20 protein-coding genes are annotated in these 23,678 nt (G+C 68.4%); 9 read left to right on the forward strand and 11 right to left on the reverse strand.

What is annotated here, in order from left to right; genetic code table 11:
- Window positions 1-29 precede the first annotated feature (29 nt).
- Genes DEJ27_RS12515 through DEJ27_RS12525 form a run of 3 tightly spaced genes read left to right on the forward strand, consistent with a single transcriptional unit; the run spans window position 30 to window position 5,811 of the window.
- The gene (locus tag DEJ27_RS12515; protein WP_111091037.1) at window positions 30-1,595 is read left to right on the forward strand and encodes a type I restriction-modification system subunit M; all 1,566 of its coding nucleotides are present in this window, start codon (window positions 30-32) and stop codon (window positions 1,593-1,595) included.
- Window positions 1,592-2,764 carry a restriction endonuclease subunit S gene (locus DEJ27_RS12520; RefSeq protein WP_111091038.1) on the forward strand — a complete coding sequence of 391 codons (1,173 nt, stop codon included), beginning with the start codon at window positions 1,592-1,594 and terminating at the stop codon, window positions 2,762-2,764. The genes DEJ27_RS12515 and DEJ27_RS12520 overlap by 4 nt, the downstream gene beginning before the upstream one ends.
- Entirely contained in the window at window positions 2,761-5,811 is a 3,051-nt protein-coding gene (locus DEJ27_RS12525; RefSeq protein ID WP_111091039.1) for a type I restriction endonuclease subunit R, read from the forward strand. The genes DEJ27_RS12520 and DEJ27_RS12525 overlap by 4 nt, the downstream gene beginning before the upstream one ends.
- Before the next feature lie 12 nt (window positions 5,812-5,823).
- Here DEJ27_RS12525 and DEJ27_RS17805 read toward each other — a convergent pair whose 3' ends face one another.
- The 6 genes from DEJ27_RS17805 to DEJ27_RS12555 all read right to left on the reverse strand — a co-directional run bounded on the left by DEJ27_RS17805 (window position 5,824) and on the right by DEJ27_RS12555 (window position 9,644).
- Complete coding sequence (locus DEJ27_RS17805; RefSeq protein ID WP_181430152.1) at window positions 5,824-6,192, reverse strand: 3'-5' exonuclease; 369 nt, start codon at window positions 6,190-6,192, stop codon at window positions 5,824-5,826.
- Between the two features lie 211 nt (window positions 6,193-6,403).
- Window positions 6,404-6,997: a hypothetical protein gene (locus DEJ27_RS17810; RefSeq protein ID WP_181430153.1), complete on the reverse strand. Its 594-nt coding sequence runs from the start codon at window positions 6,995-6,997 to the stop codon at window positions 6,404-6,406.
- Window positions 6,998-7,002: 5 nt separating this feature from the next.
- Entirely contained in the window at window positions 7,003-7,605 is a 603-nt protein-coding gene (locus DEJ27_RS12535) for a hypothetical protein (RefSeq protein ID WP_111091041.1), read from the reverse strand.
- A 103-nt stretch (window positions 7,606-7,708) separates the two neighbouring features.
- Entirely contained in the window at window positions 7,709-8,188 is a 480-nt protein-coding gene (locus DEJ27_RS12540; protein ID WP_111091042.1) for a DUF4395 domain-containing protein, read from the reverse strand.
- A complete protein-coding gene (locus DEJ27_RS12545) occupies window positions 8,185-8,670 on the reverse strand; it encodes a co-chaperone YbbN (RefSeq protein ID WP_111091043.1) in 486 nt (161 codons plus the stop codon). Before DEJ27_RS12545 ends, DEJ27_RS12540 begins: the two co-directional genes overlap by 4 nt.
- Before the next feature lie 359 nt (window positions 8,671-9,029).
- On the reverse strand, window positions 9,030-9,644 hold the full coding sequence (locus DEJ27_RS12555) for a TMEM175 family protein (RefSeq protein ID WP_110862523.1): 615 nt from the start codon (window positions 9,642-9,644) through the stop codon (window positions 9,030-9,032).
- Window positions 9,645-9,690: 46 nt separating this feature from the next.
- On the opposite strand from DEJ27_RS12555, the gene DEJ27_RS12560 reads away from it, so the two are divergent.
- A complete protein-coding gene (locus DEJ27_RS12560; RefSeq protein ID WP_258370352.1) occupies window positions 9,691-9,909 on the forward strand; it encodes a DUF1653 domain-containing protein in 219 nt (72 codons plus the stop codon).
- 68 nt (window positions 9,910-9,977) lie between these two features.
- Window positions 9,978-13,472: a TM0106 family RecB-like putative nuclease gene (locus DEJ27_RS12565; RefSeq protein ID WP_111091045.1), complete on the forward strand. Its 3,495-nt coding sequence runs from the start codon at window positions 9,978-9,980 to the stop codon at window positions 13,470-13,472.
- Between the two features lie 9 nt (window positions 13,473-13,481).
- On the opposite strand, the gene DEJ27_RS12570 is transcribed toward DEJ27_RS12565, so the two are convergent.
- The 3 genes from DEJ27_RS12570 to DEJ27_RS12580 form a co-directional block, all read right to left on the reverse strand.
- Window positions 13,482-14,168 (reverse strand): hypothetical protein, encoded by a 687-nt coding sequence (locus DEJ27_RS12570; RefSeq protein ID WP_111091046.1) that lies wholly within the window; start codon window positions 14,166-14,168, stop codon window positions 13,482-13,484.
- A 384-nt stretch (window positions 14,169-14,552) separates the two neighbouring features.
- Window positions 14,553-14,978: an SseB family protein gene (locus tag DEJ27_RS12575; RefSeq protein ID WP_111091047.1), complete on the reverse strand. Its 426-nt coding sequence runs from the start codon at window positions 14,976-14,978 to the stop codon at window positions 14,553-14,555.
- 148 nt (window positions 14,979-15,126) lie between these two features.
- Entirely contained in the window at window positions 15,127-15,792 is a 666-nt protein-coding gene (locus DEJ27_RS12580) for a GPP34 family phosphoprotein (protein ID WP_111091048.1), read from the reverse strand.
- A 141-nt stretch (window positions 15,793-15,933) separates the two neighbouring features.
- On the opposite strand from DEJ27_RS12580, the gene DEJ27_RS12585 reads away from it, so the two are divergent.
- On the forward strand, window positions 15,934-16,668 hold the full coding sequence (locus DEJ27_RS12585; protein ID WP_111091049.1) for a hypothetical protein: 735 nt from the start codon (window positions 15,934-15,936) through the stop codon (window positions 16,666-16,668).
- A 26-nt stretch (window positions 16,669-16,694) separates the two neighbouring features.
- Here DEJ27_RS12585 and DEJ27_RS12590 read toward each other — a convergent pair whose 3' ends face one another.
- Both DEJ27_RS12590 and DEJ27_RS12595 read right to left on the reverse strand, forming a co-directional pair.
- Entirely contained in the window at window positions 16,695-17,501 is an 807-nt protein-coding gene (locus DEJ27_RS12590; protein ID WP_258370353.1) for an HNH endonuclease family protein, read from the reverse strand.
- Window positions 17,502-17,565: 64 nt separating this feature from the next.
- Window positions 17,566-20,994, reverse strand: coding sequence for a DEAD/DEAH box helicase (locus DEJ27_RS12595; RefSeq protein WP_146244698.1), 3,429 nt, complete (start codon window positions 20,992-20,994; stop codon window positions 17,566-17,568).
- A 122-nt stretch (window positions 20,995-21,116) separates the two neighbouring features.
- Here DEJ27_RS12595 and DEJ27_RS12600 point away from each other — a divergent pair, with 122 nt between their 5' ends.
- From DEJ27_RS12600 to DEJ27_RS12610, 3 genes are all read left to right on the forward strand, one after another.
- Window positions 21,117-21,314: a hypothetical protein gene (locus DEJ27_RS12600; RefSeq protein WP_110862532.1), complete on the forward strand. Its 198-nt coding sequence runs from the start codon at window positions 21,117-21,119 to the stop codon at window positions 21,312-21,314.
- A 116-nt stretch (window positions 21,315-21,430) separates the two neighbouring features.
- Window positions 21,431-22,414, forward strand: a complete 984-nt coding sequence (locus DEJ27_RS12605; RefSeq protein WP_110862533.1) for a helix-turn-helix domain-containing protein — start codon at window positions 21,431-21,433, stop codon at window positions 22,412-22,414.
- 115 nt (window positions 22,415-22,529) lie between these two features.
- A complete protein-coding gene (locus DEJ27_RS12610; RefSeq protein ID WP_111091051.1) occupies window positions 22,530-23,474 on the forward strand; it encodes a D-alanyl-D-alanine carboxypeptidase family protein in 945 nt (314 codons plus the stop codon).
- The last annotated feature ends 204 nt before the right edge of the window (window positions 23,475-23,678 follow it).

The following is a 23,678-nucleotide window of genomic DNA, read 5'->3' on the forward strand; positions in this document are numbered from 1 at the left end:
CCGACCGGCCAGCCGCAGGAGATATCACGATGGCACCGACGACCAAAGAGGCGCAGCGCGCCGAACTGCACAAGACGATCTGGCGGATCGCGAACGACCTTCGGGGGAGCGTCGACGGGTGGGACTTCAAGTCCTACGTGCTCGGCATGCTGTTCTACCGATTCATCTCAGAGAACCTCGCCGCGTACATTGACAAGGGCGAGAAGGCAGCAGGTGAAGCCGGGTTCTCCTACGTGAACCTAGCGGACGAGTTCGCCGAGCATGGTCGCCGCGAGACGGTCTACGAGAAGGGTTTCTACATCCTCCCGTCAGAGCTGTTCCAGAACGTCCGCAAGCGCGCGCCGCACGACCCAGACCTCAATGAGACCCTTGCAACGGTATTCAAAAACATCGAGGGCTCGGCCCTCGGGACGGACAGCGAAGACGATCTCAAGGGCTTGTTCGACGACCTGGATGTCAACAGCAACAAGCTCGGCAACACCGTCGCGAAGCGCAACGAGAAGTTGGTGAAGCTCCTCGACGCCATCGGGGAGCTCCCGCTCGGTGACTTCGAGAACCACTCGATCGACCTGTTCGGTGACGCGTACGAGTACCTCATGCAGATGTACGCGTCGCAGGCGGGGAAGTCCGGTGGGGAGTACTACACGCCGCAGGAAGTGTCAGAGCTCCTCGCGAAGATCACGGTCTCCGGCAAGACGAGGGTGAACAAGGTCTACGACCCGGCGGCGGGCTCGGGGTCGCTGTTGCTCACGTTCGCGAAGGTGCTCGGCAAGGAGAACGTCGGCGGGTTCTACGGTCAGGAGATCAACCTGACGACTTACAACCTTGCTCGGATCAACATGTTCCTGCACGAGCTGAACTACGAGCAGTTCAGCATCGCGCACGGAGACACGCTCCTCGAGCCAGCCCACTGGGATGACGAGCCGTTCGAGGCGATCGTGTCCAACCCGCCGTACTCGATCAAGTGGCCGGGCGACGCCGACGCCCTACTGATCAACGACCCGCGATTCGCGCCCGCAGGTGTGCTTGCGCCGAAGTCCAAGGCGGACCTCGCGTTCACGATGCACATCCTGTCGTGGCTCGCGGTCAACGGCACCGCTGCGATCGTCGAGTTCCCTGGCGTGCTCTACCGCGGGGGAGCGGAAGCGAAGATCCGCAAGTACCTCATCGACAACAACTACGTCGACGCTGTGATCCAGCTGCCACCAGACCTGTTCTTCGGCACCACGATCGCAACCTGCATCATTGTGCTCAAGAAGTCGAAGGCCGAAAACTCGGTGCTCTTCCTCAATGCGTCGACCGAGTTCAAGCGCAGCGGCAACAAGAACAAGCTCACGCCGGACAACCAGCAGAACATCCTCGCCTCATTCGAGGACCGCGCGGATGTCGAACACTTCTCGAAGCTCGTCTCCAACGAGGACATCGCCGCGAACGACTACAACATCGCGGTGTCGTCCTACGTCGAAGCCGAAGACACCCGCGACGTCATCGATATCGCCGAACTCAACGCAGAGATCGCTCGCATCGTCGCGCAGCAGGCAGAGCTCCGCTCCTCGATCGACGAGATCGTTGCTGATCTGGAGGGCACGGCATGAGTCGCGTCGATGAACTGGTTGCGGAACTAGCACCTGATGGTGTTGAGTTCGCTACTCTTGGTGAATTGCTCGCGTATGAACAGCCTACGAAGTACCTCGTCGCCTCCATCGAATACAGTGATTCATACACAACACCAGTCCTCACAGCGGGCCAGACGTTCATCCTTGGCCGAACCGCCGAGACTGACGGTATCTATCCTGCGTCTGCTTCGATGCCGACGATCATATTCGACGACTTCACGACCGCATTCAAGTGGGTTGATTTCCCATTCAAGGCCAAGTCCTCGGCTATGAAGATGCTCACACCGAAGAACCCGGCGCGAGCCAGCTTGCGATACCTCCACTACGTCATGCAGACGATCCGTTACGAGCCGCAGGATCATGCGCGGCAATGGATTGGTACCTATTCAGGGTTCGAGGTACCTGTGCCGCCTCTCGAGGTGCAGCGGGAGATCGTGCGAGTATTGGATCAGTTCACTCAGCTGGAAGCGGAGCTGGAAGCGGAGCTGGAAGCTCGCCGCCGGCAATACGAGCACTACCGAGACTCTTTGTACGATGGCATCGATCGCGCAGGCTGGGTGCCCCTATCCCAAGTGGGGCAATTTGAACGGGGTAGCGCATTGCAGAAAAAGGACCTTGTTAGTGAAGGTATTCCCGCGTTCCATTACGGACAGGTCTATACGCATTATGGAATTAGTACGCGAGTGACGAAGTCGTACGTAAGTGCCGACTTCGCGCTGAAGAAGAGGCTTTTGCGCCCAGGCGATCTCTTTATCGCGACGACGTCGGAAAATGAGGAAGATCTCGGAAAGTCCGTCGCATGGCTGGGCGACGTGCCTGCAGTTGCAAGCAGTGATGCCTACATCTTTCGATCTGACGCTGATGCGCGGTTTATCTCGCACTTTTTTGCGAGCGCACTCTTTCATAAGCAGAAAATGCCGTTCATTACAGGTGCGAAGGTGAAGCGATTGTCTGGCGATGCTCTCGGGAAGATTTGGATGCCGCTGCCTTCCCTTGCTTATCAGAAGCAGATTGCCGATTCGCTCGACAAGTTTGAAGCGCTCGTCCATGACATCAGTGTTGGACTTCCTGCCGAGCTTAATGCACGTCGTTCGCAATACAAGTACTACCGGGACAAACTCCTGACTTTCGAGGAGGCAGCAGCATGAGTGAGCTGTCTCCGCGCAAGTACGATCCGATCGCCGTGTCCTCCGAGACTACGGTGGTTGCCGAGTACATCCCCGACGCTGCGGCATCCTCCTCGTATCAGTCCGAGGCGGATCTTGAGCGCGAGCTTGTACGCCTGCTGCAGTCGCAGGCGCACGAGTACCTGCCGATTACGTCGGAGGCGCAGCTGATCGCGAACTTGCGCTCGCAGCTCGAGGCGTTGAACTCGACTACTTTCTCTGACGCGGAGTGGGAGCGGTTCTTCTCTGAGCGGATCGCAGGCGCGAACGATGGCATCGTCGACAAGACGGTGCGCATCCACGAGGATGCCGTCCAGCTACTGAATCGCGACGACGGTTCGATCAAGAACGTCACGTTGATTGACAAGCAGAACATCCACAACAACCGTCTCCAGGTCGTCAACCAATACGAGATCGGCGTCGGCGAAGGTGGCTCTGCCCGCTCGAACCGTTACGACGTCACCGTCCTCGTGAACGGCCTGCCGATGGTGCACATCGAACTCAAACGTCGCGGCGTCGACATTCGCGAAGCCTTCAACCAAATCGATCGCTACCAGCGCGACAGCTTCTGGGCGGGCTCTGGCCTCTTTGAGTACGTGCAACTGTTCGTGATCAGCAACGGGACGCTGACGAAGTACTACTCCAACACCACCCGGCGCCAGCACCTCAGTGAGGCGGTCGGCTCGAAGCGGGTGGGCAAGACGTCGAACTCGTTCGAGTTCACCTCGTGGTGGGCCGACGCGCAAAACAAGCCGATCACTGACCTGTCGGCGTTCGCGAAGACGTTCTTCGCGAAGCATGCCCTGCTGAATATCCTGACGAAGTACTGCGTGCTGACGGCCGACCGCATGCTGCTCGTGATGCGCCCTTACCAGATCGTCGCGACCGAGCGGATCCTGCAGCGCATCGACATCGCGACGAATTCCAAGACCCTCGGCAGTGTCGCCGCGGGCGGATACGTGTGGCACACCACCGGTTCGGGTAAGACCCTGACTTCATTCAAGGCTGCGCAGCTCGCGTCGAAGCTGCCGAGCGTCGATAAGGTGCTCTTCGTTGTGGACCGCAAGGACCTCGACTACCAGACGATGCGCGAGTACGACCGCTTCGAGAAGGGCGCCGCGAACTCGAACACCTCGACCGCGGTGCTGAAGAAGCAGCTCGAAGACTCGAACGCACGGATCATCATCACGACGATCCAGAAGCTCACGACGTTCATCGGCGCGAACAAAGGCCACGCGATCTATGACGGCCACGTCGTGATCATCTTCGACGAGTGCCACCGGTCGCAGTTCGGCGACATGCACACTGCGATCACGAAGGCGTTCAAGCGCTACAACCTCTTCGGCTTCACCGGCACGCCGATCTTCGCGTCGAACTCCGGCAGTGGCGGCAACCCGCAGCTGAAGACCACCGAGCAAGCGTTCGGCGAGAAGCTGCACACGTACACGATCGTCGACGCCATCACTGACAAGAACGTGCTGCCGTTCCGCATCGACTACGTCAACACCATCAAGGTCGGCAGCCCCGACGACAGCCAAGTCTCCGCGATCGACAAGGAGAGTGTGCTGCTCGATCCGCGGCGCATCTCCGACATCGTCCGGTACACGCGCGAGCACTTCGATCAGAAGACGAAGCGCGCCGACCACTACACGCTGGGCGAACGACGGGTGCGGGGTTTCAACGCCCTATTCGCGACCGCCTCGATCGGTGCGGCGCGGACCTACTACAACCACTTTCAGCTGCAGCAGGAGGGCTTGCCGTCAGACCAGCGCCTCAAGATCGGCCTGGTCTACTCCTACGGCGCGAACGAGGCCGTCGAGGACGGTGCCCTCGACGAGGAAGGCTTCGATACCGGCTCGCTCACCATGGACGCTCGGACCTTCCTCGACGACGCTATCCAGGACTACAACGAGCTCTACGGCACGTCCTTCGACACCACGGCCGACCGGTTCCAGAACTACTACAAGGACCTTTCGCTCAAGCTCAAGTCCCGCGAGATCGATCTCGTCATCGTCGTGAACATGTTCCTCACCGGCTTCGACGCCACCACGATGAACACGCTCTTCGTCGACAAGAACCTCCGCGCCCACGGCCTCATCCAGGCATACTCGCGCACGAACCGCATCCTGAACTCCGTCAAGACCTACGGCAACATCGTCAGTTTCCGCGACCTTGAGGACGAGACCAACGACGCCATCGCCCTCTTCGGCAACAAGGACGCCCGCGGCGTCGTGCTGCTCAAGCCTTACATCGAGTACTACAACGACTACGCCGAGAAGGTCACCGAGCTGCTGAACGCCTTCCCGCTGGGCGAGCAGATCATCGGCGAGGCCGCGCAGAAGCAGTTCATCCAGCTCTTCGGCGCGATCCTGCGCCTACAGAACATCCTCACTTCCTTTGACGAGTTCGACGGCTCTGCCTTGCTCACCGATCGTCAGGGCCAGGACTACCGCAGCGTCTACCTTGACCTCTATGCCGAGTTCCGCAAAGAGAAGGGCGCCGACAAGGAGCAGATCAACGACGACGTCGTCTTCGAGATCGAGCTGATCAAGCAGGTCGAGATCAACGTCGACTACATCCTCATGCTCGTGCAGAAGTACCGCGACGAGCGCGGGGACGGCGACGACAAGGAGATCCGCGCGGAGATCACTCGTGCCGTCGACGCCAGCCCGACCCTGCGCAACAAGAAGGACCTCATCGAGGACTTCGTCGACTCGCTCTCCGTGGACGGCGAGATCGACAAGGAATGGCGGGCCTTCATCGCCGCCAGGCGCGAGGCCGAGCTCGAGACGATCATCATCGACGAGCAGCTGCGACCCGACGAGACTCGCGTCTTCATCGACGCAGCCTTCCGCGACGGACAGATCCGCACCAGCGGTACCGCGATCACCAAGGTATTGCCGCCGGTGTCACGGTTCTCTGCAGACGGCGGCCACGGTGAGAAGAAGCAGCGTGTGATTCGACTGCTCGACGCCTTCTTCGATCGCTTCTTCGGCCTCAGCTCCAAGAACGGAGAGTGGGGGGTGTGAGCCGGCGGGCGTTCAGCGGCAGACGCCGACCCACAGCCCGTACCGCGCCCGCGTCATCCCCACGTACAACTCCCGGCGCTCGAGCTCCCACCGCTCCCGCTCGGCTTCACTCATCGATGCACGTGCATCGGCGAGCAACCGCCCCCGAACGTGCGCGAGCAGCACCTGCTTGAACTCGAGCCCCTTCGACCGCTTGACGGTGCCGACCTTGACCGCGTCGACCGGCTTTCCGTCGTAGTCCTCGAGCGACACGAAGCGCACGCCCGCTGGGCGGAGCACGGTCATGACGTCGTCCGCCTGCCGGTTCGTCGCGGTCAGGATCCTGACGTCGCCGCGCGAGGTTCCGACGAGTCGCATCACCTCGTTCAGACGAGCGAGCATCGCGGCATCGTGGTCGGCGCGTCCGGCAGCGCAGTGGACAACGGGCGCGGGCCCGTTCCGGGTGACGGCGGATACGGCGTCGCCAGTGCCGTCCACGCCTTCGATGTCCGTGAACGGGTCCGCTGCGACCATTTGCTTCGCGAAGTCGAGGATCTCTGCCGTGTTCCGGTGGTTCACGTCCAGTGCTGAAAGTAAATTGCGTGTTACGGGTTCAGTGTTGGCGGGCGGCTGCCTCTGTGGCTGCCTGCACGTAGCGTCGGGCAGCGCGGGACTGGCGGAGGAGGAGCGGCGTGAAGACGACGGCCGCCAGGAGGAGTGCGCCGCAGAGGACCCGACCGAACCCCGCGGTGAAGGGGTCGTCATCGACGAGGTTCGGGAGCTGTGGCCCGGCGATGCCGAGGTAGAGCAGCAGGAACTGGCCGAGCGCGATCGGTTGGGAGACGGCGCGGAGACGGGCGAGGTTGAACGCCCGTCGTGCGAGGTCGGAGTCGGGCGGCTCGATCGGAGCCCGCTTGGCGATCGCCTGTGAGACGGTCTTGCGGCCGGAGCGCGAGAGTCCTCCGAGAGGCGCCTGCATCTGAGGGGTCAGGCGGAGGGTGGTGGCGATCATCGAGAACGCCCCGGCGAGTCCGCCGACAGCCGCCGTGCACCCGACGACCAGGAGCAGCCGTCCTGGTCCAGCGCCCACGCGCTCGGGTACGACACCGAAGATCCCGCCGACCACGGCTCCGGCCAGGGCGATCCAGACCGTGCGGCGCCAGGCTCGGCGGGCAATCGCTTCGGGCGTCTCTGATCCCTCCGTCACGGTCGTCATACGACGGAGACCGGCGTGTCGGTGCGGCGTTCGTTGTCGGCCGTCGCGGCTTCCGCGTAGCGCCGAGCTCGGCGGCCTCGGACGACCAGCAACGGTACGAGGAACACGACTTCGATGACGAAGAGCGCCAGCAAGATCCGGCTGATGATCGCGCTGCCATCGCTGGTGACGACTCGTGCGAACTGGGGCGCGGCGGCTCCTGCGAACAGCAGGAGGTTCTGGACGAGGATCAGCCCGTTGAACATGGCGGTCCCGCGGGCGAGGGTGAGCGCGCGGTGCTGCAGCTCCGGGCCCGCGTCGTCCGCAAGCGGAACACCCGAGCGGATAGCGCTCTTGATGATCGTGCGACGGTCTCTCGTCAGGTCCTCGGTCGCCTGCGTGATGATCGATGACGCGCGTGCACTGGCGGGGAGCAACGAGAGCATCCCGGCCAGGCCGACCAGCACGGCGACGCACGTGAAGATCGCCAGGGCGACGGTCCAGCCGTCCTCGTCCCGCGACGTTGCCCAACCCGCCACCGCTCCGGCGACCGCGGCGATCGACACGACCAGGGCGGTGCGACGCCGGGCACGCCGGATGGTTCGTTCGTCTTCCCCCACCCGCTCACCCTACGGGGCGGGGCGCAGCCGCGTTCTGGAGCCGAGCACCTGTCGGACGCTGGCGGTGCGGTCGAGGTGAGGCGGGCCTCCAGGCCGGACGCCGTCAGGCGACGCCGCGCCGCGGACGGAAGATCCCTGCGCGGACCAGCCACACGTAGAGCAGGCAGCCGATGCAGACGTCGAAGACGGCGTTGAGGAACGCGGCGACCAGTGCGACCGCGGCACCGATCGGGGCGGCGTACGGCACGCCGAGCAGTGCGAGGAGCAGGGCGACCGCGGTCACGAACAGGCCGACCTGCTGGGCGAAGGTCGGGGGTTCCGGAGCCTCGAGTTCGGCGGGCGGGGCGAGGCGCGGGCGGACGACCCGTCGGAAGAGTGCACCGTAGGGGTGTCGGCGGATGCCGGCGATGCCTCCGACGGCGAAGAGCACGACGATGACCGCGAGCAGCACGATGCCGGCGGCCCACGTCTCGGGGATCAGCGTGAGGACGATCGTTGCGGCGAGGAGCACCGTGGTGATGGCGGCGCCGAAGCGTGGGGAGCGCGGGTCGATGCCGCGTGTGGTGTCGGTCGTGGTGGTCATCGGGACTCCTGGGTGCCGGTGGTTCCTGGGGTGCCTGTGCTGCGTGTGGTTCCTGCGGTGAGGACGGTGTCGAGGGCTGCGGCGAGCTCGGGTGGGCGAGGTGGGCCTCCGAAGCGGGTGCGAACGGTCCGGGAACCGTCGACGAGCAGGACCGTGGGGGTCTGCAGGACGCTGAAGCGGCTCGCCAGTCCGGGGTGCTCGGCGAGGTCGATCTCCAGCCGGGTGACGCCGTCGTGTCGGGCGGCGACGGAGTCCAGGTGCCGGGCCGTCGCGGGGCAGCGGGCGCAGGTCGGAGTGGAGAACTGGACGAGGGTGGCACGCGTGCCGAAGGCTGTCGGCGGGGCGAGGTCGGCGACCGTCCCGGCGTCGCCCGGTGCCGTCGTGGTCCGTGCGCGGCCGGTCTTCGCGCGCAGGAGCAGACCGAGCGCCGTGGCGAGTGCGAGGACTCCCACGAGCACGGCGACGGCCAGGATGTCGGTCATGCCGTGACGGTACGTGGTTCGGCAGCGTTCCGGGCCAACGTGACCGAACGTGACGGGGGCAGGTGTCGGGCCGTGGTTCGTGGCCGTGGGCCGTGGGCCGTGGGCCGTGGTTCGTGGGCCGTGGTTCGTGGGCCGTGGGCCGTGGGCCGTGGGCCTCGGGCCTCGGGTCTTGGGTCTTGGTCTTTGGTCTTGGGTCTCCGGTCTTGGTTCGGGTCACATCCACTGTCGGTGGACCGACCTCTGCCTCGCTTGAATAGGCATACTTTTCAAGGCAACGGGCCACGGCTTGGCGGCGCGGTACCCGTCCCGCGTGGATGTCGGCGTGCGTCCCGCACGCCGGCGAACGGAACGCGCCGCGCTCAGACGCGTCGGAGCAGCCGGGCGACGGCGCCCTGCAACAGCAACAGCAGCGCCCAGAGCAGGCCGATGCTCGGGAACACCACCGACAAGACCAGCGCGGCCGACAGCAGTCCGGCGGCGATGAGCCCCCGCGCCGAGTCGCCCAGCGGGGTGGCGAGCAACTCGGGGTTCCGTCGGAGCACGAGTTCGATGGTGGTGAGCGCCAGGCTCGTCACGACCATGCTGCCGAGGTAGAGCGCGTGGGCCACACGGTCGTCGTTCTCGCCGCTGTTGAGCAGGTTGGCGGCGAACGGCAGGAACACGATGCTGATGAGCCAGACGAAGTTCAGCTGCATGATCCGCGGGTTGTAGGACCGGACGTGCTCGAACACCTGGTGGTGGAGGATCCAGAAGCGCGAGATCAACCAGAAGGTGATGAGGAACTCGAGTAGCGCGGGCCAGTGCTGGCGGAGCAGGTCGCCGGCGCTCTCGCCCGAGGTCATCTCGCTGGCGATGTCGACCAGCGGCAGGATCAACAGCGTGATGGCGATCGCGACGGTGGCGTCGGAGAAGTTCACCAGGCGGTCGAGTCCGCGGTCCGTGCGGGCGTGCTCGGTGCGTGCGTGCTCCGTCATGGGGTGAGTGTAGGGAGTGCACGGGCCGCCGCCCTAGCATCGGGGCGTGAGCTTCGACGTGACACCCGGGCGGTACCGGCACTTCAAGGGCAACGACTACGAGGTCGTCCTCGTCGCCCGTGACGTGGAGACCGAGGAGCCGGTGGTCGTGTACCAGGCGCTCTACGGCGATCGCGGACACTGGGTGCGTTCACTCGCCGACTTCACTGCACACGTCACCCGCGACGGGTACGACGGGCCGCGGTTCGTGCCGGTCGGCACCTGACAGCCCGAGCAACCGGTGTCGGCGCTCGCCCCTAGGCTTTCAGCGCACCGGAGAGCAAGGGGGAGCGCATGCAGATCGGCGTCGACGGGCATGTGCTGCTCAGCCCGAGTGACCTGAGCACGTGGTCGACCTGCGAGTGGGCGTTCCTCCGCCGGCTCGACGCCAAGCTCGGTCGCGGGGAAGCCCTGCCGGACGTGCACGACGACATGCTCGAGCGCACCGCCCGACTGGGGGACCAGCACGAGCTCGACTACCTCGACATCCTCAAGCAGACCCGCGACGTCGTCGAGTTCGACCGCCCCGCCCCGCCGGACTACGCACGCGCCGCCGCCGAAGCGCGCCAGGCCTTCGCCGACGGCGCCGACGTGCTGTACCAGCCGACGTTCCACGCAGCTCCGACGGCCGACGCCCCCGGGTTCATCGGCTTCGCGGACTTCATCATCCGCAACGACCGGGGCGAGTACGAGGTCTACGACACCAAGCTCGCCCGCCACGCCAAGATCAGCGCCCTGCTGCAGCTCGCCGCGTACGCCGAGCAGATGCAGGCGCACGGCATCCCGACCGGTCAGCAGGTGCACCTGGTGCTCGGCGACCGGACGACGACCACGCACGACCTCGCCGACATCGCGCCGGTGTACCGCACGCAGCGCGCCGAACTGCAGCGGGTCATCGCCGAGCGCATGGCCGCCGACGAGTCACTGCAGTGGGGTGACCCGCGCTACTCCTCGTGTGGCCGATGCGACGTCTGCTCAACCCAGGTCGCCGAACACCGCGACCTCGTCCTCGTCGCGGGCATGCGCCTGGACCAGCGCGCGAAGCTGATCAAGCACGAGGTGCGGACGATCGACGACCTGGCGGTCCGCACCCGGGCAGTGCCGGGCTTGTCCCGCGCGACGCAGGATCGGCTGGTGCGTCAGGCGAGCCTCCAGATCGAGACGGAAGGCGCCCGACGGAAGGGCGCCGACGGGCCGGACCAACCCGTCAAGCCGCGCTTCGAGGTCCTCGACGCCCGCGCGCTCGACGCGATCCCGGCACCCGACCCGGGCGACGTGTTCTTCGACTTCGAGGGCGACCCGCTGCACACCGAGGACGGCGTGCACTGGGGCCTCGACTACCTGTTCGGCCTGGTCGACGACCGCGCCGAGTTCACCGCGTTCTGGGCACACACGATCCGCGACGAACGCACCGCGCTCGAAGGCTTCCTCGCCTTCATCGATGAGCGCCGCCAGCGGTACCCCGGCATGCACATCTACCACTACGCGGCCTACGAGCGGACGCACCTGCTGTCCCTCGCGGCCCGGCACGGCGTGGGTGAGGACGCCGTCGACGATCTGCTGCGAGCCGGCGTCCTGGTCGACCTGTACCCGATCGTCCGCAAGGCCCTGGTCGTCGGCAGCCACAGCTACTCCATCAAGAAGCTCGAGCCGCTGTACATGGGGTCGGACCTGCGCGAGAGCGACGTCACGAACGCCGCGGACAGCATCACCGCCTACGTCGACGCGATCGAGGAACTCCGGAACGGCGACGCCGCCGAGGGGCAGCGGATGCTCGACCAGGTCGCCGACTACAACGCCTACGACTGCCGCTCGACCCTGCGCCTGCGCGACTGGCTCCGTTCGCTGCGCACCGACGACCCCGACGCCGCCGACCCGGCGCTCGAGCTCGAGGTCCCACCGATCCCCGTCGAGCGCGAGCCCAATCCGGTGTACGTCGCCCTGGCTGCGCAGCTGGAGGACGTCGACGCCCTCGACCGGACGCCCGACCAGACCGCGTTGGCGCTCGCCGCGGCCGCGATCGACTACCACCGCCGCGAGGCCAAGACCTTCTGGCAGGACCACTTCGACCGCCTGCGGAACCCGGTGGACGACTGGGCCGACACGCGTGACGTCCTGGTCGTGGAGCGTGCGTCCGTCGAGCGCGACTGGGACACGCTGCCGCGTGCCCGCTCGCAGTCGCGGGAACTCCGGTTGTCGGGGACGCTCGCGCCCGGTTCGCGGCTCCGGCCTGGAGGCACGCCCCACCTGGTCTACGACGACCCACTTCCGCCATCGGTCGCCGCTCCGGGCCCCGGGTCGAAGGGCGCGTCGCCGCGCGCCGTGATCGTGGACGTCCGGGACAACGGCGATGCCGTCGAGGTCCTCGTGAAAGAGGGCCTGCCCGTCGGTGGCGAGCCGCACCACGAGTTCCCCGTGGCCCTCGCCCCGTCGGCACCGCCCCGCGCGAAGCCCCAGCCCGAGGCGATCGCGTGGTGGGGTCAGGCCGTGCTCGACGAGTTGCCGGCGATGCTGCCCGACCCTGCGCTCGACCTGCTGCGCCGGGTGCCCCCTCGTGGCCCGATCGTCCCGGTGCAGGGCGACGACACGGTGTCGGCTGTCGTGTCGACCCTGCTCGGTCTCGACCGGTCGTACCTGGCGATCCAGGGCCCTCCCGGCACGGGCAAGACCTACGTCGGCTCGAACGTCGTCGCCCGGCTCGTCCGCGAGTACGGCTGGCGCGTCGGGGTCGTCGGACAGTCCCACGCGACGTCGGAGAACTTCCTGACCTCGGTCGTGAACGCCGGCGTCCCCGCGGACCGGGTCGTGAAGGTGCCGAAGTCCGGCGCGACCGAGGACGAGCTCGACGCCGCAGCCTGGACCCCCGTGAAGAACGGCGCCGCGGTCGCCGCGTTCCTGTCCTCGTGCAAGGCCTCGGGCACGGGCGGTGTCGTCGGGGGCACGGCGTGGACGTTCGCGAACGAGTCGACGATCGAACGCCGTTCCCTCGACCTGCTCGTGGTGGACGAGGCCGGACAGTTCTCCCTCGCCCCGACCATCGCCTCGTCGGTCGCCGCGACCCGGCTCCTGCTGCTCGGCGACCCCCAGCAGCTGCCCCAGGTGTCGCAGGGTTCGCACCCCGAGCCCGTCGACGAGTCCGCGCTCGGCTGGCTCGCCGACGGACAACACGTCCTGCCGTCCGAGTTCGGGTACTTCCTCGCCCGCACCCGCCGCATGGAGCCCGCGCTGACCGAATCCGTCTCGGCCCTGTCCTACGACGGGCAGCTGGCCTCGATGGTCTCCGGCAGGTACCTCGACGGCATCGACGCCGGGGTGCACGCCGTGCCGGTCGTGCACACGGGCAACACGACGTCCTCTGCCGAAGAGGCCGCCCGGGTCGTCGCGCTCGTCGGTGACGTCGTCGGTCGCACCTGGACCGACGGTTCCCAGACCCGGGACCTGACCGACGAGGACGTCATCGTGGTCGCGCCGTACAACGCGCAGGGGGCGCTGATCCGGCAGGAGCTCGACCGCGCTGGCTACACGGGCACCCAGGTCGGCACGGTCGACCTGTTCCAGGGCCGAGAGGCCGTCGTGTCGATCGTGTCCCTGGCGGCGTCGAGTGCGGCGGACATTCCGCGCGGCCTCGACTTCCTGCTCATGCCGAATCGGTTGAACGTGGCGATCTCGCGGGCGATGTGGGCGGCGTACCTCGTGCACTCGCCGGCGCTGACCACGGGGCTGCCCCCGTCGATCGCGGGCCTGTCCCTGCTGTCCCGGTTCATCGAGCTCGTCGACCCTCGCCGCTGAGCTGGGGGGTCACCCCGACTCGACGGTGCCGATCGTCGAGCTGTAGGTCGCCACCGCCCCGAACCGCGCTCCGATGATCGTGACGGTCCACGCGGAGCCGTCCGGGGCGACGGAGTAGAGGACGCGTGCGCCATCAGGAACGGCAGCGAGGCCGGTGTCGTCGGGCAGGAGGATCCGCTCCGGCGCGGTCATCCCGACGGACAGGGTCGACGGGTACGGACCGGCGCCGAACCTCTGCTCCATGACGAAGGCGAGCGTGCCCGCGCTCTGCACAACGGCCGACCGCTCGGTCTCGACGCTCATCGGAGCTGGTGGCGCGGCAGGTTCCGGCGTCGCTGCCGGAACAGCAGACTCCACCGGGGCAGCGATCGCCGAGCGATACGGGACCGCGACCGAGCCGACGGCGGCGCTCCTGCTCTCGAGCGGGAGCGAGAGTGCTGGTAGGTGGACGCCGGTACCGGCCAGAGCAGACCCGATGACCGCGTACGCCATGAGCGCCGTCCCGACGCAGCCGAGGATCACCCCACCGCGGCCGAACGCCCGCGCAGCGGCCGAGCCCCATCGTGCGGTCTTGATCGCCTGCACGCCGAAGACGATCGCCGAGATGCCGATCGTCGAGACGATGAAGCCCGTCTGGATCCCGGACCGTTGCGGCTCGACGAGTGCGATCACCACGCTGCCGAGGCCGAGCAGCATCGCAAGGGTCGCGAACGCCCAGTGCCTCGTGCGCCTGCGCGGCTTCGCGTTCAGCAGCGGTGATGGCGCGTTGAGTGTCGGCAGCCGGCGCGGACCGCTTCGCGAGGGCCCTGACGAGTACTCCGGAGGGGACCAATCTCGTGGTCCTGGCCCGCCCAACGGCATCGTCGTTCCCCCGTCCGCTCAGTCCGACGGACCCATCCTGATGGGCAACGTCGACGTGAGCGATCCCCAGAACTGGGTTGACGGGTTGGCCATGCCTGAACACTGCGGACCGGTACGATCCCGGGCTCCCGACGCTTGATTGGTATGCCTATTCAAGCGTTCGTCGAGTGGCGACGGCGTGCCGCCGGCACCTGCCCCCGCACCCGCTCGGAAGGGGCATCAGTCGTCGGCAGTCGGGACGCCACCCTGAATCTGCACCCGCATCTCGGCGAGGACGTCGGCGTGCAGGAAGTTCGCTTCGGCCGCACTGGTGGGATCGACCACGATGCCGAACTCCTCGGGCAGCGCGGACACGAGTTCGGACATCGGCACCGGACGCCCCTCGGCGTCGGGCAAACCGGCGGCGAGTTCGCCCGGGTCGGTGAAGACGGGCACGAACGGCTTGTCCCGGATCATGACGTGGGCGACGCTGCCGGCCTCTGGAGTGCCCGCCGCCTTCCAGGGGACCCACGCCGCGCTGCGCAGGAAGCCCGCCGGCGAGGCGGCCATCCTGCGTCGCAGTTCGGCAGACGCGGTCGGCGGGGCCTTGTCGACGCCTCGGCCGAAAGCTGATCCGTTCGTCTCATCGGTACTCACGCCAGCCATGCTGTCACGGTCGGCGGAAACGGCGGGGCCGAGCCGCGCCTCCAGGCCGTGCCCGGCGCACGCGGACGTGCGCCGGGCGTCGAGGTCGCGTACCCGGGCTGGTTGCCGATGCCCCGGACGCCAGGGATCGCCCAGGGCAGCGCCGACCTCAGCTCGCGGTGATCGAACCCGTCGCTGCGATGGTGCCCGCCATGATGACGACCATCGTCGCGGCCTCGATCTCCTCGAGCACAGCCTTCACCGCCGGGCTCGCCCAGGTGCCCGAGGTGATCTCCTTGACCAGGTCCTTGTCGACGGCACCGAACTGCTTGCGCAGGGTGTTCGTCGCGTCGAGCAAGCCGATCACCGCGGCGGAGAACGGCGTGGGTCCTGCCCGGCCAGCCAGCACGTCCGCGATGCCTGATCGCAGCAGCGCCTCCGGGGCTCCGTCCCGCTCCGGGTGCTTCGTGGTGGGGAAGAGGCCGAGCACCTTCCCCTGCTCGACCCTGATGACGCCGCGCTCGACGAGTCCGGCGAACACGTCGTCGCGCAGCTGGCGCTTGCCGAGTCGGCTCACCCACCACTTCGCCTTGCGCGGTGCACCGGCCGCCGCGATGGAGCCGACCACGCCGTCGAGCACGGGGTCGCCCGTTGCGGCGCCGTTCACGACGGTGACGAGTCCGTCCTGCAGTGAGACGACACCGCGCAGCGCGAGGTCGGCGAGGACCGCTCCCGCGAGACCCGTGTCGAGCGTCGAACCATCGAGAGCGTGGCGTCCGTCGGGCTCGACCTGGAGGAGCGCGAACGCCTGTGGGACCGTGAGCTGCTCAGCCATGTCCGCAGCCTGCCACGCGGGGCGGAGGCACGCCGGGCCTCCGAGCCGACACCCAGCGGCGCCGGACCGCTTGATGCCTGGATAAGGTGCTGTCCCGTGGGGATGCGCGGTTTGGTGTGGGACGGGACGCGACGACACGGCGTGCTGCTCGCGATCGCCCTGGTCCCGGTGCTCGCTGCGGTCGCGGAGACGGCTGCGCTGACGCTGTCCCGCGACCCGGACTGGGGCAGCGGCATCACCGGAGTGGTGGCGGCGATGACCGTCGCCGGGCTCGTCGTGGGCGTGCGCTACAACCCGCTGAACGACATCGCGACCCGGAACCGTCGGTCCGCGCAGGAGCGGACGTCGCGGGAGTCGCGCCGCTCGTTCCTCGACTTGCTGGTGCTCGACCTGGTCTTCATCGTGCTCGGCTTGCCGTTCGGCGGCGTGCTCGCGATCCGCGAGGGCGACCCGAGCGCGTGGTTCCTGTCGCTGGTGTTCGGCTTCCTGTCCGCGATCGCGTTGCTGCTGGCCTGGGTGGTCGACATGTTCGTCGTGCTGCCGATCGTGTCGATGGTCGGCGCTCTGATCGGCGCGAAGGGATCGAGCAGGACCGCGGCGTCGGCCGGGGCGGTGTTCCTGTCCGTCCTGGTGTTCGCCGTCGCGGTCACCGTCGCCGTCCCGAGCACCGACCACGGGTACCTCGGGCGGGCCGGGCGGTTCCTCGAGGCCATCGGGGTCCTCGCCGGTCTGCCGTTCCGGGACGCCGCGAACCCCGCGCTCCTCTGGCTCGCCCGGCTCGCGCTCGTGCTGCTCGTCCTGTCGATCATCTGGCTGGTGCGTGAGGGGCGCGGGCTGCGTCACGCCCGGGGAGACCGCCCACGCCGGCCGCGCTGACGGCAGCGGCGGCAGCCAGCCCGACGTCAGCAGGCGTCCAGCACCCGGGCCATCGCGTCCCGCTCCGCCGGAGCCACCCACAGGCGGTACTTCGCCTTCACCGTGACCTGGTGCTCGACGTAGGTGCAGCGGAACGCCTTGTTCGCGGGGAGCCAGGTGGCGGCGTCGCCGGAGCCCTTCTGCGAGTTGGACCGCCCGTCGACGGCGAACAGGTTCGCCGGGTCGTTCGCCAGCGCCTGCCGCTCGGTCTCGGTGAGCTGCTGGGCCCCGGTGCGCCAGGCGTTCTCGAGCGCGACGACGTGGTCGATCTGCACGAGGGTCGAGGTCGTGTTGCCGCGCACGAAGTCCACCGTCGCGCCGGTGTACGGCGAGACGAGGGTGCCGGTGAGCACCTTGCAGCGGCCCTCGCGGGTGATGTCGGCGAGGTCGCGGGCGAGGACGTCGTTCCGGGTGTCGCACCCGTTGCGGTCGACGTCGAGCCAGGCGCTGCCGAAGTCGCCGGTGCGGTCGTAGCCGGTGCCGGCGGCCTTGCCCTTGACGGGCAGGTCGGCGAGCTGGGTGCGTGCGCGGACCGCGTCGGCGTCGGTTCCGCGGCTGACGGTCGGACTGGAGGCGGGGGTCGCCCCCGACGACGCCTGCTGCGGTCCGATGGTGGTCGTCTCCCCGGCCGTGGGACCGCCCGCCGCGGTCGTTCCCCCCTTGGTCGTGCCCGCCGCGTCGGCGTCCGGTCCGAGGACGCCGGACGCATCGAGCGCGTACCCGCCGACGGCGAGGGCCAGGACGACGAGGACGGAGGTCAGGGTGATGCGGCTGCGGCGTCGGTGGGACGTCATGCGGTGGGACTCCAGGTGGTGCAGGGCGGAACGGTGGTGCGGGTGCAGGTGCGGGCGGTGCGGATCAGGTCAGCAGGGAGCGGATGTCGTCGGCGGTCAGGTCGTCGGCGAACAGGGCGTCGTCGTCGATCATCGTGGCGAAGAGCTCGGCCTTGCGGGCCGCGAGGGCGAGGACCTTCTCCTCGATGGTGTCCTCGGCGATGAACCGTTGGACGCTCACCGACCGGGTCTGCCCGATGCGGTGCGTGCGGTCGACGGCCTGGGACTCGGCGGCGGGGTTCCACCACGGGTCGAGCACGAACACGGTGTCCGCCTCGGTCAGGGTGAGCCCGAACCCGCCGGCCTTCAACGAGATGAGGAACGCCGGGGCCGTGCCCTGCCGGAAGCGCTCGATGACCTCCGGGCGCTTGCGAGTGGATCCGTCGAGGTACTCGTAGCCGATGCCGCGGGCGTCGAGGGCGTCGGACACCATCCGCAGGAACGAGGTGAACTGGCTGAACACCAGGGCGCGACGGCCCTCCGCGGCGAGCTGCTCGAGTTCGTCGAGCAGCAGGTCGAGCTTGGCGGAGGGGATCTGAGGTGCGGAACCGTCCGAGTCGCTCGCCGGCGTCGACACCAGCGCCGGCGACAGCGCGAGCATCCGCAGCAGCGTCAGCGACCGGAACACGATCATCCGGTTCTTCGACAGGTCGTCGATCAGGTCGAGGACCTTCAGGCGCTCCCGGTTCAGGGTGCGCTCGTACAGCTCCCGGTGCGCGGGGTCGAGCGTGACCCGGACGACTTGTTCCTGCTTCGGCGGCAGGTCGGCCGCGACGGCTTCCTTGGTGCGGCGGAGCATGAGCGGCCGGATCCGTCGGCGCAGCCGCCCGGTGAGTTCCTGCCGGGCCTCGCCGCGGAGCTCGGGCGACGCGAGGGGCTTCACGTAGTCGTCGCCGAACCGGGTCCAGGTGGACAGCAGCCCGGGCGCGACGATGTGGAACAGTGCCCACAGGTCGGTCAGTCCGTTCTCGAGCGGGGTGCCGGTGATCGCGAACTTCACCGGTGCCTGCAGCTCCGAGGCCACACGGTGGGTCTGGGACTGCGGGTTCTTCACGAACTGGGCCTCGTCGAGCACCAGCGCCGACCACGGCAGGTCGGTCCAGGCGCGGGCGTCGAGCCGGAGCAGCGCGTACGAGGTGACGACCACGTCCGACGCAGCGGCGGTCCGGGCGACGAGCCCCGGGTCCTTCAGCGACGTCGAGGTCACCGTCGCGACCCGCAGCGACGGCACGAACTTGGCCGCCTCGGCTGCCCAGTTGCCGACGACCGAGGTCGGTGCGACGACCAGGAACGGGGGCGCGTCGGGCTCCGCGGCACGACGTGCGGCGACCATCGCGAGCACCTGCAGGGTCTTGCCGAGGCCCATGTCGTCGGCGAGCACCCCGCCGATGCCGTGCGTCACCAGGAACGACAGCCACGCGTACCCGGCGTGCTGGTACGGCCGCAGGTCGGCGTGCACGGTGTCCGGCACGGGGACGTCACCCGGGGGAGTCGCCCCGAGCAGCCCCGAGGCGATCGCCTGCCACCGCTCGTCGTGCGAGGTCTCGTCGGCCAGCAGGTCGAACTCCGACCACAGCCCGGCGTGCAGGGGCGTGACGGCGATCGGCTGGTCGGGCTCCCACTCGTCCAGGTCGCGGGCCTCGTCGATGAGCTCCTTGAGCCGGTCGAACGCGGGGTCGGCCAGCGACAGGTACGAGTTGTCGACGAGCTTCAGCCGTCGCTGCCGACCAGCGAGCGCGGTGAGCAACGGCGTGAAGGGGATCTGCTTGCCGTTGACGCTGACGATGATGCCGAGGTCGAACCAGTCGTGCTTGTCCGACGGCATCGTCGTGACACGGATGTGCGGCCGCCCGCTCAACCGCTCGTAGTCGAGCCGCTCGCCCTGCACGACGGTGCGGACGCCGAGCGACGGCAGCTCGGGCAGGAACTCGTTCGCGAACACCGCGACGTCGGCCCCGTCGATGGTGCCGTCCTGGAACCAGTCCAGTCCGCCACCGGGTCCGGCGGGGCGGACGGGAGGCCCGGCCTGCGTCACGTCGTCGTCCGGCGTCGTCGCCGTGGTCGGCTCCACGGCCGTGACCGTGACCGTGGCCGCGGGCGGGTCCGCCACGGCTGCGTCCTCGGTGCCGGCCGGATCGTCGGCGGCACGGAGCCCGGACAGTTCGGGGAGCGGACCGTGCAGGGACACCGGGTCCTTCCGGCCGTCAACGTGCCAGTGCCAGTGCAGGTGCACGCGGTCGTCGGTGCGCGGGGCCCGGGCCGGCTCGAAGGTCGCGGTGAGCACGAGCTCGGGCGGGGTGCGCTCGGGCAGCTCCACCGAGCCGTCGGAGCTGACCAGGCCGAGGGCGCCGCGCAACCGGGGCGACCAGTCGGCCAGGAACTCCTCGACCTCGGCGATCGGCACGGTGATCCGGGTGCCCTCGACGAGCATGCGCCGCTGGTCCTCGGGCACCGGCGCCGGGGTCGGTGCGACGGCCACCGTGAACTCGGGGCTCTCGCGGAACACGTACACGCCGTGGTCGCCGATCATCCGCGCTGCTCCGGGCACCACGGGCCGGCCGTCGAGCACGGCACTCGCGCCGATCACCACGGCGCCGTCGTGTCGGGCCACGTCGAGCAGCACCTGGGCCTGCGTGCCGAGCACCGCACCGCCCTCGCGCTTGCCGGTGACGAAGGCGATGTCGAGTGCCGCGGCCTGCTGCAGGAGCGGCCAGAGCAGGGGGCTCCGGAAGTCGTCGAGGTGCAGCCAGTCGCTCTCACCCGGCAGGCCCGCGAGCTGCCCGGCACGGTGCAGGGCGGCGAGCTGCAGGAACCAGGCGTGCTGCTCGGCCCCGACGCCGAGCCGGTTCTGCGAGTAGGGGAGCGTGCCCCAGGTCAGCTGCCCGCGCACCCAGTTGCCGGCGTCGCTGCGGGTCACCGGACGGACCCCGAGCCGCACGCTGCGGGACGGAGCCGGCAGGGCGCGGCCGGCGGCACGGGCGCGCGAGGCGAGCTTGGCGGGGACCGCGTCACGCAACTCGAACTGCAGTCCCATCCGGGTGCCCTGCGGGGTGGGCGCCCGTTCGTCGTCACCGGCGAGGCGGGCGAGGTCGTGCCTCCAGTCCGAGGGCGGCGGAGCCGGCGTCTCCGGGCGTGGGCCGGCGTTCGCGGCGAGGGCGCGGGCGTTGATGGTGAGGAGCGCGGCCGCGACGTGCTTGCAGTCGCCGCCGAGCGGGCAACTGCAGGTGCTGCGGACCGGGCGGACGAAGTCGCCGCGTGCCGGGGTGGTGTCGACGCGGAGTTCGTACGGGTCGTCGGCGGTGCCGGACACGACCGCGGTGACCGTGCCGTCGTCGTCGTGCCAGGTGGCGTCGTCCACCAGGCCGGCGCGGACGACGTCGCGTGCGCGGCCGAAGGTCTGCGGCCCGACGAAGCGGATGACGTCGACGGCGTCGATCATCGGGGCAGCAGGCACGGGACCATCGTGCCAGCCACCACCGACGATCCGCGCCGCCACTCTGTGCGCCGCACATGCGACAGGACTACCGTCCAACTCGGAGCGCGACGACAGCGGTCCACGGAATCGATTGGAACCTCATGCCGGACCGACTGCGGTGGGTACGCGACTCAGCCGACCACTGGAACGGGTTGCTCGACTCCGAGGTCGTGTGCGACATCACCCGCACTGATTCGTACACCGTCGATTCCCCGGACCACTCGTTGACCGGCGGGCACTCGTCGTTCGAGAGCGCAGCGGCGCAGGTGCACGGCTGGGTTCGCTGGACCGGCCGTTAGGCCGCGGAACGCAACCTGGTTGTAGGACCACCCGCTGCTCCCTAGCGTGAGAGGGCAGGCCGGGGACCACCCGGAGGTGACCACACCGCTCTGCTCCAGGAGAGAGAGGTGTTCCCATGACCGACACGACCGAGTCGCAGTCGCCTGCCCACCTGCCTGCTCCACCACGCTCGCTCGTCGCCGTGGCCGGCCAGGACACCGACGAAGCCATCAGCTCGCTCGCTGGCATGTACGCGGGCAAGTCCTGGTACTCCCGAGCCCTCGACCAGGACTACTGGTTCAAGTACGTCGGCGTCGGTGACGAACGGCTGAGCATCCGCCGTTCCCAGATGCACGGGTACCTGCGGGGAGACGTCGCCACCGAGGGCGAGGTCGTCGTGCAGTGGCTCGAGCGCGGCGAGGCCCGCGTCGACGTCGGCCGCGACGAGGTCCGCATGCAGCCGGGCATCCCCACCATGTTCCCCGTCGAGCGCCGGTTCGAGATGGAGTACCAGGACTGGGACCAGCGCCTGGTGCACCTGCGCCGCGACCTGGTGCTCGACGTCGCCGCCGAGGACCACCTGGTCGACGGCACCATGGCGTTCGACACCACCGCGGCGCCGGACCCCGCCGCCGTCGGACTCTGGCGCACCGCCGTGTCGGGGGCGCTCCGGGCCCTCCGCGAGGAGGGCGAGGGGTCCCTCGCCTGGCACGAGGCGCAGCGCGACGTCGCCCGTGCGCTGTTCCGGATCTACCCGCTGCAGGCCGAACGGTTCCCCACCGGCTACGGCACCCGCAGCGACGGACGCCTCCGGGCCGCGGTCGAGTTCATCCAGGCGCACGCGCACGAGCCCCTGACCGTCGCCGACATCGCGCAGGCCGCGGGGCTGAGCATCCGCGGGATCCAGGAGTCGTTCCAGCGGGCGTTCGAGCGCTCGCCGATGACGTACCTGCGCGAGGTGCGGCTCGGGCGGGTGCACGAGGAACTTCGGATCCTCGACCCGCAGGCGACCTCGGTGGCGGACGTCGCCCGGCGGTGGGGCTTCGCGCACATGGGGCGGTTCGCCTCGGTGTACGCGAACCGGTTCGGGGAGTACCCGCGGGAGACGTTGCGGCGCTGAGCTCTGCTCCTCCCAGCAGCGTGAGCGCCCCTCGAAATGGGGGTCCCCCGGCCTGGGGTAGAACTGACAGTCTGCTCGGGGGGGTGCGAGGGGCGTACCCCCTGAGGGGAGCTCCATGAGCAGTCCATCCGGTCCGACCGAGGACGACGGTCATCCCGTCTTCCTCGGGGAGACGAGCAGACGATCCGTCCTGCTCTTCGCTGCCGCGGCAGCAGTCACTGCGGCGACGCTCAGTGGCACGTCTCGGGCGTTCGGCATCGAGCCGTCGAACCTGACGTACCCGTCGTACCCCGAGTCGACCTCGACGCGGGATCGTGCGTTCTCGGCCAGGGCGGCCGAAGAGTTCGCGAACGGCAAGATCCCGGTCAGCGAGCTGACCTACGTGGCGGAGTCGACGAACGCCCTGGGCAAGCAGTACCTGCTGGCGAGCGCCGCCACGGCCTACTCCGCCCTGGGCAAGGCGTACCAGGCCGCGCTCAACAAGCCGATGACGATGGCCGAGGGGTACCGGGACTACGCGCGCCAGGAGTACCTCTACCAGGGGTACATCCAGCAGAAGCCTGGGTTCAACCAGGCGGCGTACCCCGGGACCTCGATCCACGGGTTGGGTCGGGCCGTGGACTTCAGCGGAGGTGTCAACAGCTACGGCACGCCCGAGAAGGCGTGGATGAACGCCAACGGCCCGACCTTCGGCTGGCAGCCGGTCGGCGACGGTTTCGACTCCCGTGAACCGTGGCACTTCGAGTACGACGGCTCCTACCAGCCGGAAGAACCAGCACCGCCCGTCAACGAACGACAGGAAGACACAGACATGAAGCTCATCACCAACAACGGACGCACCTGGCTCGTCGGCGAGTTCACGGCGGTCGAGATCGACACCGACTTCCTCAACGAGCTGAAGTCGGCCTACAACGTCCCGGGTTCGCTCGGCAACCTCCGCGCTGCACTCGCGGCGCAGTACGGCGAACCGGTCGCCATCCAGGCCGCCGGCAACGTCGAGGGCATCATCGCGGTCGCGAAGAAGAACCGCGCGGGCCTGGTCAGCGAGCTCAAGCGCTGACCACCGACCACTGCACGGACGAGGGGCCTGCCGGCGATCTGGCAGGCCCCTCGTCTGCGTGTGCTCGCTGGTGCTCCGGGCACGTGCTCGTGCAGCGGTGTCGGATCGGTTAAGCGGCCTCAGTAGTCCCCATCGCTGACGTGAGCTCCCGAGCTCTGGCACTTCCCGCGATGGGGAGCGAGAGTCGTCACCGAATCGCAACGT

This window comes from Curtobacterium sp. MCPF17_018, from assembly GCF_003234135.1.
GTDB lineage: Bacteria > Actinomycetota > Actinomycetes > Actinomycetales > Microbacteriaceae > Curtobacterium > Curtobacterium flaccumfaciens.

Coding starts and splice junctions, on each gene's coding strand:
- DEJ27_RS12580 (WP_111091048.1), bottom strand. CDS start 15,792: ATGGCTGAGCAGCTCACGGTCCCACAGGCGTTCGCGCTCCTCCAGGTC.
- DEJ27_RS12540 (WP_111091042.1), bottom strand. CDS start 8,188: ATGACCACCACGACCGACACCACACGCGGCATCGACCCGCGCTCCCCA.
- DEJ27_RS12610 (WP_111091051.1), top strand. CDS start 22,530: ATGAGCAGTCCATCCGGTCCGACCGAGGACGACGGTCATCCCGTCTTC.
- DEJ27_RS12545 (WP_111091043.1), bottom strand. CDS start 8,670: ATGACCGACATCCTGGCCGTCGCCGTGCTCGTGGGAGTCCTCGCACTC.
- DEJ27_RS12515 (WP_111091037.1), top strand. CDS start 30: ATGGCACCGACGACCAAAGAGGCGCAGCGCGCCGAACTGCACAAGACG.
- DEJ27_RS12565 (WP_111091045.1), top strand. CDS start 9,978: ATGCAGATCGGCGTCGACGGGCATGTGCTGCTCAGCCCGAGTGACCTG.
- DEJ27_RS12525 (WP_111091039.1), top strand. CDS start 2,761: ATGAGTGAGCTGTCTCCGCGCAAGTACGATCCGATCGCCGTGTCCTCC.
- DEJ27_RS12590 (WP_258370353.1), bottom strand. CDS start 17,501: ATGACGTCCCACCGACGCCGCAGCCGCATCACCCTGACCTCCGTCCTC.
- DEJ27_RS12605 (WP_110862533.1), top strand. CDS start 21,431: ATGACCGACACGACCGAGTCGCAGTCGCCTGCCCACCTGCCTGCTCCA.
- DEJ27_RS12575 (WP_111091047.1), bottom strand. CDS start 14,978: ATGGCTGGCGTGAGTACCGATGAGACGAACGGATCAGCTTTCGGCCGA.
- DEJ27_RS17805 (WP_181430152.1), bottom strand. CDS start 6,192: ATGCTCGCTCGTCTGAACGAGGTGATGCGACTCGTCGGAACCTCGCGC.
- DEJ27_RS12520 (WP_111091038.1), top strand. CDS start 1,592: ATGAGTCGCGTCGATGAACTGGTTGCGGAACTAGCACCTGATGGTGTT.
- DEJ27_RS12570 (WP_111091046.1), bottom strand. CDS start 14,168: ATGCTGCTCGGCCTCGGCAGCGTGGTGATCGCACTCGTCGAGCCGCAA.
- DEJ27_RS12600 (WP_110862532.1), top strand. CDS start 21,117: ATGCCGGACCGACTGCGGTGGGTACGCGACTCAGCCGACCACTGGAAC.
- DEJ27_RS12555 (WP_110862523.1), bottom strand. CDS start 9,644: ATGACGGAGCACGCACGCACCGAGCACGCCCGCACGGACCGCGGACTC.